This is a genomic window from Amycolatopsis sp. NPDC058278, assembly GCF_042881395.1.
Lineage (GTDB): Bacteria > Actinomycetota > Actinomycetes > Mycobacteriales > Pseudonocardiaceae > Amycolatopsis.
This window is the reverse complement of record NZ_JBHVXZ010000013.1, coordinates 69,979-81,033: the sequence shown is the minus strand read 5'-3', so window position 1 is coordinate 81,033 and position 11,055 is coordinate 69,979. Positions and strand designations below refer to the sequence as shown.

At 73.3% G+C, this 11,055-nt stretch carries 5 protein-coding genes; 1 reads left to right on the top strand and 4 read right to left on the bottom strand.

Translation table 11 applies throughout. The features are described from left to right. Positions 1-5: 5 nt before the first annotated feature. Entirely contained in the window at positions 6-923 is a 918-nt protein-coding gene (locus ACFVYA_RS09270) for a Ppx/GppA phosphatase family protein (RefSeq protein ID WP_387043980.1), read from the bottom strand. Positions 924-1,203: 280 nt separating this feature from the next. On the opposite strand from ACFVYA_RS09270, the gene ACFVYA_RS09265 reads away from it, so the two are divergent. Continuing rightward, positions 1,204-1,785, top strand: coding sequence for a class F sortase (locus tag ACFVYA_RS09265; protein ID WP_387043978.1), 582 nt, complete (start codon positions 1,204-1,206; stop codon positions 1,783-1,785). Positions 1,786-2,063: 278 nt separating this feature from the next. On the opposite strand, the gene ACFVYA_RS09260 is transcribed toward ACFVYA_RS09265, so the two are convergent. From ACFVYA_RS09260 to ACFVYA_RS09250, 3 genes are read right to left on the bottom strand one after another with little or no spacing between them, the layout of a single operon-like run. Then, entirely contained in the window at positions 2,064-3,104 is a 1,041-nt protein-coding gene (locus ACFVYA_RS09260) for an LLM class F420-dependent oxidoreductase (protein WP_387043976.1), read from the bottom strand. 31 nt (positions 3,105-3,135) lie between these two features. Beyond that, positions 3,136-4,347, bottom strand: coding sequence for a fumarylacetoacetase (fahA, locus tag ACFVYA_RS09255; protein WP_387043974.1), 1,212 nt, complete (start codon positions 4,345-4,347; stop codon positions 3,136-3,138). Beyond that, positions 4,344-10,973: a DUF885 domain-containing protein gene (locus tag ACFVYA_RS09250; RefSeq protein ID WP_387043972.1), complete on the bottom strand. Its 6,630-nt coding sequence runs from the start codon at positions 10,971-10,973 to the stop codon at positions 4,344-4,346. The genes fahA and ACFVYA_RS09250 overlap by 4 nt, the downstream gene beginning before the upstream one ends. Between the last annotated feature and the right edge of the window lie 82 nt (positions 10,974-11,055).

Sequence of the window (11,055 nt, the reverse complement as noted above, 5' to 3'; positions counted from 1 at the left end):
GCCGGTCAGGCCGCGCGCTTGCCCGCCGCCGCACGCGCCTTGTCCTGCAGGGTGAGCAGCAGGCCGTCGCGGGTCGACCAAGGGCAGATCGTCACCTTGCCGCCGGCGACCGTCAGCAGTGCTTCCGCGACGATCGCGCCGGCCAGTGCCTGGTGGGCGCGGCTGCGGGAGATGCCGGGCAGTTCCGCCCGCCGCGACGGCGGCAGCGCGGCGAGCCGCGGGATCCACGCGCGGAGGTCGTCGAGCCGCAGCTCCTTGCACTTGCCCGGGCGGGCGCCGGCCAGCCGCGCGAGCTGCTGCAGCACCTTCGAGCAGCCGATGACCCGGGGATCGTCGACATCGGCGGCACCGAGCGTGGTGGTCACGACGTCGAGGGCGTGCGTGCGCAGCGCCTTGACCTGCTTGTTCGACACACGCTCGGACGGCAGCCAGTCCCGCGTCATCGAGCGGGCGCCCAGCGGCAGCGAGCGCGCGAAGGTGGCTTTCTCCCCGGAGCCGGCGGCCAGCTCGACCGTCCCGCCGCCGATGTCGAGCACGAGCATCGGCCCGGGCTCGGCGGCGTACCAGCGGCGGGCGGCCACGTAGGTCAGTTCGGCCTCGCAGGGGCCGGAGAGGAACCGCAGTTCGACACCGGTTTCGCCGGCGACGTGCCGGACGACGTCCGCCGCGTTGGCGGCGTCGCGGATCGAGGACGTCGCGAGCGGGTAGACGTCGCTGACACCGTGGCGGTAGGCCATGGTCATGCCCGCCGCTACGGCGGCCGTGACGGCGTCGATACCGCGGTCGGAGAGGCGGCCACGGACGTCGAGCTCGCGGTCCAAACGCAGCCGCGTCTGGTGGTTGACCACCGGTTCGCGGGGTGAGCCGTCCACCGGCACCACCACGAGCCGGGCGCTGAACGAACCGACGTCCAGCACGCCCACCGCGGGCTCTGCTCCTTTTCGCACTGGTCGGCGCACCTCACTTCCGCCTGGTGAATATCCCCAGTTCGACGGCTCGAAACCAGCAATGATGTCCGATCTCACGTCCCGCTGCCGGGTATTTCCGCGAATGGGGCCCTCCGGGGGTGTGTTCCTGACGCGAAGGTCACAGTGAGATAACCCGATCGAGTGAACCGCAGAGCAACCGGACACGATTCGGTAACGCCGACGGCGCCGCAGCGATTAATCGGACATCGGAACCGGCGTGGAGCAGGGGAAAGAGATGCAACGGCCCGAGCGGCTCGTGCGGCCGGCCGCTGTCGTGCTCGCGGTCGTGGCCGGGCTCGGGTGCGTCCTCCTCGGCGTGACGTCGGTGCGGGCGCCGGCGCCAGCGGCCGCCCCGGCCGCGGACCGGCCCGAGGCCGCCGGAGCCCCGCCGGTGGCGTTGCTGATCCCGGACCTGGACCTGACCCTGAACCACGTGGTGGCCCTCGGCCACGTGGGCGGCCGCCGCGAGCAGCCGGGCACGGCATCGGGCGTGGGCTGGTTCGCCGACGGGCCGGCGCCGGGAGCACCCGGAGTGGCGGTGTTGTCGGCGCACGCGAGCTTCGGCTACTCCGCCGGCGCATTCGCCCGGCTGAGCAAGCTCCCCCCGGGAGCGGCGATCACGATCCGCGACGCGAGGGGCCGGGAGTCCCGGTTCACGGTCCGCAGGACGGCGGTGTTCCCGGCGAGCGAGCCGGACAGCACGCTGGCGGCACCGGAGGGCGCCGGACCGCAGCTGAGACTGATCACCAGCGACGGCACGTACGACAGCGCCGGCTTCAGCGGAACGCGGATCGCGGTCTACGCAAGCCCGGCTTAGCGGCGGCGGCCTTCCCACAGCGGGCGCACCTCACCCAACCCAGGCACGCCGCCTTGCCGCAACGCAACGCAGGCACCTCACCCGCCGCCGCAGGGGCCAGCATCGGGCGGGCGGTGGCCACCCGGTCCCCGCCTCGCGGCCGCCGCCTTCCCGGCCCGCAGCGCAGGCACCTCACCCGACCCACCGGGCCCTGCGGCGCACCCCAGCCAACCCGGCCGCCGAGCGCGGAAAGCCACCTCGAGGGCCTGCCCTCGAGGTGGCCGTCACCCTCGTCGGACTCAGCCGATCAGCTCGCGCAGCTGCGATACCGCCGCCACGCGCCCCTCGCGGCCGGGCTGCAGTGGGTTCACCACCAGGGTCGTCGCGCCCGCCTCGGCGAAGGCCGCCAAGCGCTCCTTCACGTACCCCGCCGGGCCGACCAGGGAAATCGCGCGGAGGAGCTCGGCCGGGACCGCCGCCGCCGCTTCGGCCTTCTTGCCGTCCAGGTACAGGTCCTGGATCAGCTTCGCCTCGGCCTCGTAGCCGTAGCGGCAGGCCAGGTCGTTGTAGAAGTTCTTGCCCCGGGCGCCCATTCCGCCGATGTACAGGGCCAGGACCGGGCGCACGTGGTCCAGCAAAGGCTCCACGTCGTCGCCGATGGCCAGGGCCACCGTGACGAACGTGTCCAGCTCGCCCAAGGCCGCGTCGCGCTTGGCCTTGCCCTCGGCCAGGGCGGCGCCCCAGACGTCGGCGGCCTTCTCCGGGTGGAAGAAGATCGGCTGCCAGCCCTCGGCGATCTCGGCCGTCAGGGCGACGTTCTTCGGCCCGATCGAGGCCAGCAGCACCGGGATCCGCTCCCGCACCGGGTGGTTGATCAGCTTGAGCGGCTTGCCGAGCCCGGTGCCCTGCTCGGGCGGCAGCGGGATCGTGTAGTGCTTGCCCTCGTGCACCACGCGCTCACGGCGCCACACCTGGCGGCAGACGTCGACGATCTCCCGCGTGCGGCCCAGCGGCGCGTCGTACTTCACGCCGTGGAACCCCTCGATGACCTGCGGGCCGGACGCTCCGAGCCCGAGGATGAACCGCCCGTCGGAGACGAAGTCGAGGCCGGCCGCCGTCATCGCGGTCAGCGTCGGCGTGCGGGTGTAGATCTGGAAGATGCCGGACGCCAGCTGGACGCGCTCGGTCTTCGCGGCCAGGTAGCCGAGCTGGCTGACCGCGTCGAACGAGTACGCCTCCGGCACGAAGACGACGTCGAGGCCGGCCTTCTCCAGTTCGACGACGTCGGCGACGCTTTCGGCGAAGCCGCCGGAGTAGCTGATCCCGGTCCCGATCTTCATGACATCCTCCCGTGCTAAGCGTCCGCTTAGGCTAGCCGGGAACCACCGTACCCCGCACGTCCCCGAAGCCGATGCGCGTCCCGCGCGGGCCGGGCGCGGTCGCGCTGATCACCACTTCGTCGCCGTCCTCGAGGAACGTCCTCGTCACGCCGCCGGGCAGCTCCAGCGGCTCCTGGCCGCCCCAGGCCAGCTCCAGGAACGAGCCGCGCTGGTCACGCTCCGGGCCGGTCACCGTGCCCGAGGCGAAGAGGTCGCCCGTGCGCAGGCTCGCGCCGTTGACCGTCATGTGCGCCAGCTGCTGCGGAGCCGTCCAGTACTGCGTCGCGAACGGCGGGCTCGACACCAGGTGGCCGTTGAGGCGGACCTCCAGCGCCAGGTCCAGGCCCCACTTTTCGCCGGTCCGGAGGTACTCGAACGGCTCGGGGTCCTGCGGCGGCCCGTCGACGCGCGCGTGCTCCAGCGCGGCCAGCGGGACGATCCACGGCGACACCGACGTCGCGAACGACTTGCCCAGGAACGGGCCCAGCGGCTGGTACTCCCAGGCCTGGATGTCGCGCGCCGACCAGTCGTTGACGAGGCAGACGCCGAACACGTGGTCCGCGAAGTCCGCTGTGGACACCCGCGTGCCCGCGACGGACGGAGTGCCGACGACGAACCCGACCTCCGCCTCGATGTCCAGCCGTTGCGACGGCCCGAACGACGGCGTGTCGGCGTTGCGGGGCTTGCGCTGCCCGTGCGGCCGGACGACCGGCGTGCCGGACGCCACGACGGTGCCGGCCCGGCCGTGGTAGCCGATCGGCAGGTGCTTCCAGTTGGGCGGCAGCTCGGTCGCGTCCGGGCGGAAGATCTTGCCGGCGTTGAGGGCGTGGTGCTCGCTGGAATAGAAGTCGACGTAGTCGGCGACCTCGAACGCCAGGTGCGTGGTCACCTCGGCCAGGGGCACGAGGTGCGGCCGGAGCTGATCGGCGTAGCGGGGTTCGGTCAGCCACTCGGTGACGCTCTCGCGGGCTTCGCGCCAGGTGGCGGCCCCGGCCGCGAGCAGCGGGTTGAGCACTCCGGAGGTGAGCAGCGGAGCGAACGCGGCGGCGGTCCCGGCGGCCACCGCGGTCAGGTCGAGCACCTGATCGCCGACCGGCACGCCGATCCGCCGCTCGGGCGCGCCGCCGACGGAGAAGACGCCGTAGGGCAGGTTGTCCAGGCCGAACGGCGTGTCGTCGGCAAGGTCGAGCCAGGTCACGTTCACTCCTCGTCCCGGACGGCCCGCGCCGTCACCCAGTCGGCCACCACGTCCGCCAGGACCGGCAGCGGCAGGGTTCCGCTGCCCAGCACCGTGTCGTGGAACTCGCGGATGTCGAAGGCCTCGCCCAGCGCCTGCTCGGCCTCGGCGCGCAGGCGCTCGATCTCCAGGCGCCCCACCATGTAGCCGAGCGCCTGCCCCGGGAGGCCCGCGTACCGGTCGACCTCCGCCTCGATCTCGATCCGGGCCATCGGCGTGTTTTCGACCAGGTAGTCGACCGCCCGCTGCCTGCTCCAGCCCAGCGCGTGCAGGCCCGTGTCCACCACCAGCCGCGCCGCGCGCATCGAATCCTGCGTCAGCAGGCCGAGCCGCGCGGTGCTGTCCGAGTACAGCCCCATCTCGTCCGCGAGCCGCTCGGCGTACAGCCCCCAACCCTCCGCGTACGCGTTGAACATGCCGATGCGGCGCAGCATCGGCACGCCGGTGAGCTGCTGGGCGAGCGCCAGCTGGAAGTGGTGGCCCGGCACGGCTTCGTGGAAGGCCACGGACTCGCTCAGCGTCCGCTGCCGCTGGTCCGCCTCGCGCGTGTTGGCGTAGTACGTGCCCGGCCGCGAACCGTCGAGCGACGGCTCGATGTAGTAGGCGATCGAGCCGCTTTCGGCCTCCGCCTCGGGCACCGGGGCGACCCGGCACCGCTGCTCCGGTACCCGCGAGAACCACTGGGGCGCCGCGGCTTCCGCCCGCCTGATCGTGGCGCGGGCGGACTCCAGCAGTTCGTCGCCGTCCCGCCAGCGCAGGGCCGGGTCCGTGCGGATCCGCTCGAAGATCTCCGCGAGGTCGGTCGTGCCGAACAGCTCGGCGCCCAGCTCGCGGTACTCCCCCGCCAGCCGCTCGATGATCCCCAAGCCGGTGTCGTGCAGCTCCTGCGGGGTGCGCTCGGTCGTCGTCTCGGCCCGGATCAGCGCCGCGTAGCGCTCCGGCCCGCCCGGCAGGTCGCCGATCCCCGGCGACGTCTCGGGCCGGGCCACCGGGACGACCTCGTCGGCCAGGAAGTCCCGGTACCGCCGGTAGGCCGGCCGCACGACTTCGGCCAGCAACCGGTCGCGCTCGGCTTCCCGGCCCCGGACCGGCACCTTCAGCGGGTCGTTCTCCGGGGCGGCGAGGTACCGCTCGACGTAACCGACGCCGATGCGCGCCAGGAACTCCGGCGGCGTCAGGCCCTCGGCGAGCGCCGCCCGCTGCCGCTCGGTCACCTGGTCCAGGTAGGTGCCGATGGCGGCGAGCCGGCTCAGGTAGCCGCGCACCTTGACGTCGTCGTCGAGGATCGTCTGCGGCAGCTCCGTGAGCAGTTTGAGAGCCGGTGCGTCCAGCCCGTCGCTCACCGCGATGTCGGCCCGGCCGGAGTCGAGCAGGTCGATCCGGGTGCGGGCCTGCCAGATCACGACGTCCCGGGTGACGCGCTCGGCCGAGGTCAGCCCGGCCGGGTCGATCGCCTCGGCGCGCGCGATGACGCCGGTGAGCCCGGCGCGGAACCGGGCGGCGGCTTCGGCGGTCTGGTCGGCGAGCTTGTCGTGCGTACCCGGCAGGCCGTACACCGACGGGTACAGCGGCTCCGCCTCGAACATCAGCTCCAGGCACTCGTCGGCGAGCTTCTCCGGCGTGTCACGGCGCTGCGCCACCCACTCGGCGACCACGCCCGACAGCACCGGCAGCGGCAGGGTGCCGCTGCCCAGCACGACGTCGTGGAACTCGCGGATGTCGAACGCCGCGCCCAGCGCCTGCTCGGCTTCGGCGCGCAGCCGCTGGATCTCCAGCCGCCCCACCATGTAGCCCAGCGCCTGGCCGGGATCGGCGGCGTACCGGTCGATCTCCGCCTCGATCTCCAGCCGGGCCATCGGCGTGTGCTCGGCGAGGTAGTCGACGGCCTGCTGCCGGCTCCACCCGAGCGCGTGCAGGCCCGTGTCGACGACCAGCCGGCCCGCCCGCATCGAGTCCTGGGTCAGCATGCCCAGGCGCGACACGTCGTCGGAGTACAGGCCCATCTCGTCCGCCAGCCGCTCGGCGTAGAGCCCCCAGCCCTCGCCGTAGGCGTTGACGTGCACGATCCGGCGCAGCAGCGGCAGGTCGGTGAGGCCCTGGGCGAGGCACAGCTGGAAGTGGTGCCCCGGCACGGCTTCGTGGAACGCGATCGCCTCGCTGGTGAACCGCGGCCGCTTCTCCGCTTCGTGGGTGTTCGCGTAGTAGACGCCCGGGCGCGTGCCGTCGAGCGACGGCCGCAGGTAGTACGCGATCGTGCCGCTGGTGGCCTCGGCCGCCGGTACCGGCGCGACCTCGCACTTCTGCTCCGGCACCCGCGAAAACCATTGCGCGGCCACGGCTTCCGCGCGGGTGATGGCGGCCCGGGCGCCGGCCAGCAGCTCCTCGCCGTCCCGCCAGCGCAGCGCCGGGTCGGTCCGGATCCGGTCGAAGATCTCTCCGAGATCGGTGGTGCCGAACAGCTTCCCGCCCAGCTCGCGGTACTCCCCGGCGAGCTTTTCGATCAGCGCCAGCCCGGTTTCGTGCAGGTCCTGCGCCGTGCGCTCGGTGGTCGTTTCGACGCGGATCAGCGCGGCGTACCGCTCCGGCCCGCCCGGCAGCGCACCGATGCCCGGCGACGTCTCGGGCCGGGCCACCGGCGCGACCTCGTCGGCCAGGAAGGCGCGGTAACGCGCGTACGCGGGCCGGACCACCTCGGCGAGCAGGCGATCGCGCTCGGCCTCGAAGCCGTTGAGCGCATACGGTGGCGTCACCCGCAGCGGGTCGCTCTCCGGCGCGGCGAGGTAGCGGTCGACGTACTCGACGCCGATGCGCACCAGGAAGTCGGGCGGCACCAGCCCTTCGCCCACCGCCGCGCGCTGCCGGTCGATCAGCGCGTCGAGGTAGCCGCCCAGGCCCGCCAGCCGGCTCAGGTAGCCGCGGACCTTCGGCTCGTCGTCCAGGACCGTCTGCGGCAGGTAGAGCAGCAGCTGCAGCGCGGGCGCGCCGAGCCCGTCGCTGACCGAGATGTCGGCGCGGCCGGAGTCGATCTCGTCGACGGCGGACTTGGCCTGGGAGAGCACGACTTCCCGGGTGACCCGCTCGGCGGCCGGCAGCCCGGTGGGGTCGAGCGCCTCGGCCCGCGCGGCGATCGCGAGGTAGCCGGCGCGGAGCCGGGCCACGGCCTCCGCACCGGGATCGGGCAGCCGGTCGTGGTCGCCGGGCAGGCCGAACACCGACGGGTACAGCGGCTGCCGTTCGAAGTCCAGCGCGACCAGCTCGTCGGCCAGGCCGCCGGGTGTGTCGAGCCGGCCGGCCACCCAGTCCGCGACCACCTTGGCGAGCGCGGACAGCGGCAGCATGCCGTGGCCGAGCACGACTTCGTGGAACCCGCGGATGTCGAAGCGCTCACCCAGTTTTCGCTCGGCTTCGGCGCGCAGCCGCTGGATCTCCAGCCGCCCCACCATGTAGCCGAGTGCCTGCCCGGGCCAGCCGATGTACCGGTCGATCTCCGCTTCGATCTCCAGCGGCGCCATCGGCGTGTTGTCGATCAGGAAGTCGATCGCCTGCTGCCGGCTCCAGCCCAGCGCGTGCAGCCCGGTGTCGACGACCAGCCGGCCCGCCCGCATCGAGTCCTGCGTGAGCATGCCGAGCCGCGAGACGTCGTCGGAGTACAGGCCCATCTCGTCCGCGAGCCGCTCGGCGTAGAGGCCCCAGCCCTCCGCGTAGGCGTTGAACATGCCGATCCGCCGCAGCAGCGGCAGGTCCCGCAGCTCCTGGGCCAGGCTGAGCTGGAAGTGGTGGCCCGGCACGGCTTCGTGGAACGCGATCGCCTCGCTGGTGAACCGCGGCCGCTTGCCGGCCTCGTGGGTGTTGGCGTAGTAGGTGCCCGGCCGGGAACCGTCGAGCGACGGCTGGAGGTAGTACGCGATCGTGCCGCTCGCCGCGTCGGCCTCGGGCACCGGCGCGACCTCGCACTTCTCCGCCGGGATGCGCGAAAACCACTGCGGCGCCACGGCTTCGGCCCGTGCGATGGCGTCCCGGGCCGCGGACAGCAGCTCCTCGCCGTCCCGCCAGCGCAACGCCGGATCGGTGCGCAGGCGCTCGAAGATTTCGGCGAGCTCGGTGGTGCCGAACACCTTCGCGCCCAGCTCGCGGTACTCCTCCGCGAGCTTTTCGATCAGCGCCAGCCCGGTTTCGTGCAGCTCCTGCGCCGTGTGCTCGGTGGTCGTCTCCGCGCGGATCAGCGCGGCGTACCGCTCGGCCCCGCCCGGCACGTGGGAGATGCCCGGGGCGGTGTCGGGCCGCCCGGCCGGCTCCACCTCCGTGCGCAGGAAGTCCCGGTACCGCGCGTACGCCGGGTGGACCACCTCGGCGAGCAGCCGGTCGCGCTCGGCGTCGAAGCCCTCGACGGCCGCCGTCGTGCCCACCTTCAGCGGGTCGCTCTCCGGCGCGCCGAGGTAGCGGTCGAGGTACTCGACGCCGACGCGGGCCAGGTACGCCGGCGGCACCAGGCCTTCGGCCAGGCTCTCGCGCTGCCGCTCGGCCAGGTCCGCGAGGAACGGCTCGATCGCGCCGAGCCGGGCCAGGTAGCCGCGCGCCTTCTTTTCGTCGTCCAGCCGGTAGAACGGCAGGTACATCAGGAGCGAGAGGGCGGGCGAGGTGAGCCCGTCGCTGACCGCGAGATCGGCGGTCCGCGCGCCGAGCCGGTCGGCCTCGACCTCGGCGGAGGCGATCACGACCTCGCGTGTGACGGCTTCTTCCGGTGTCAGGCCGTCGGTGGTCAACGCCCGCGCTCGGGCGGCGATGCCCGTGTACGCGGCACGGAAGCGCTCCTGCGCCTGCCTGGTCTGGTCGGCGAGCCGGTCGTGGTCGCCGGGCAGGCCGAGGACCGACGGGTGCAACGGCTCCTGCTCGAACGACAGCTCGACGAGCTCGCTCGCCAGGCCGTCGACGGTGTCGCCGTGCCCGGCCACCCACTCGTCGACGACGGTGGCGAGCACCGAGAGCGGCAGCGGGCCGCCGGCCAGGACGAGGTCGTGGAACGCGCGGACGTCGAACCGCGAGCCGAGCCGCTGCCCGGCGCGGGCCCGGGCGCGCTGGATCTCCAGCCGCCCCACCAGGTACCCGAGCGCCTGGCCCGGCCAGGCGATGTAGCGGTCGACCTCGGACTCGACCTCGGCGCGCGCCGCCGGTGTGTGCTCCAGCAGGTAGTCGACCGCCTGCTGCCGGCTCCACCCCAGCGCGTGCAGCCCGGTGTCGACCACCAGCCGGCCCGCCCGCAGCGAATCGCCGGCCAGCATGCCGAGCCGGGCGATGTCGTCGGAGTAGAGCCCCATTTCGTCGGCGAGGCGCTCGCTGTAGAGCCCCCAGCCCTCGATGTAGGCGTTGAACATGCCGACGCGGCGCAGCAGCGGCAGCTCGGTGCGCCCCTGCGCGATGCTGAGCTGGAAGTGGTGGCCCGGCACGGCTTCGTGGAACGCGGTCGTTTCGGCCATGTGCCGGAACCGCTCGGTGGCTTCGTGGGTGTTCGCGAAGTAGATCCCCGGCCGCGAGCCGTCGGCGGCCGGGCGCAGGTAGTACGCCGGAGGCGCGCCGGGCGCGACCTCCGCCGGCACGGCTTCGACCGTGCACTGCTGCTCCGGGATCCGGCCGAACCACTTCGGGGCTTCGGCGGCGGCGCGGGCGACGGCCGTGCGGGCGGTCTCCAGCAGCTCGTCCGCACTGCGCCAGCGCAGCGCCGGGTCGGTGCGCAGGCGCGTGAAGATCTCGGCGAGGTCGTCGGTGCCGTACACCTTCAGCCCCAGCTCGCGGTACTCGGCGGCGAGCGCCTCGATGGTGTCGAGGCCGATCCGGTGCAGTTCTTCCGGGGTGAGCCCGGTGGTCGTGTGCATCCGCGCCAACCGCGTGTAGGTCTCGTCCCCGCCCGGCAGCCACGACAGGCCGGGCCGGTCCGCGGGGCGCCCGTGCGGCCGCACCTCGGTGACCAGGAACTCCCGATACCCGGCGAAGGCCGGGCGGACGACGTCGGCGAGCAGCTCCTCCCGCCGCCGCTCGAACTCCTCGTCCGGGGCGGGCTGGCGGCGCAGCGGGTCGGCGCCGGCGTCGGCGAGGTAGCGGTCGAGGTGCGCGACGGCGGCGTCGACCAGGTGGGTCACCGGGAGCAGGCCGTCGGCGATGCCGGCGGCGTGCCGCCGCGCGGCCTGGCGCAGGTGCTCCGGGATCGCGGCCAGCCGGCCGAGCTGGGCCTCCGCGGTCTCACCCGCCGTCACCGTCGTCATCGGCAACGCCGTGAGCAGGCCGGCCGCGATCCCGACGGAAAGGTCGGTGACGGTGAACTCGGTCATCCGGCTGTCGATCGCCGCGATGCGGTTTTCGGCCGTGGTGATCAGCACTTCGCGCGTGACGCGGTCCTCGGCCGGGAGGTCCTCGGTCTCCAGCGCGCGGGCCCGGTCGAGGAACTGCTCGAGCCGGCCCCGGAACGCCCGCTCGGCCTCGGCGGACAGGTCCGCGAGGCCGGGCTCCGCCGGACGCAGGCCCAGCAGCGCCGGCGTCAGCGGATCGGCGGCGAACAGCGCTTCGACGAACTCGTCGGCGAGTTCGGTGACCGCGGTCATGGCAGGACCCCCAGCTTCGGCTGATGTGCTCACGGCCGACCCTAACGGAGATCACCGACAGAAAACGCCCGTGCCGTTCGCC

Excerpts from the sequence above, each read along its gene's own strand:
- ACFVYA_RS09265 (WP_387043978.1), top strand. The coding sequence starts at position 1,204 with ATGCAACGGCCCGAGCGGCTCGTGCGGCCGGCCGCTGTCGTGCTCGCG.
- ACFVYA_RS09260 (WP_387043976.1), bottom strand. The coding sequence starts at position 3,104 with ATGAAGATCGGGACCGGGATCAGCTACTCCGGCGGCTTCGCCGAAAGC.
- ACFVYA_RS09250 (WP_387043972.1), bottom strand. The coding sequence starts at position 10,973 with ATGACCGCGGTCACCGAACTCGCCGACGAGTTCGTCGAAGCGCTGTTC.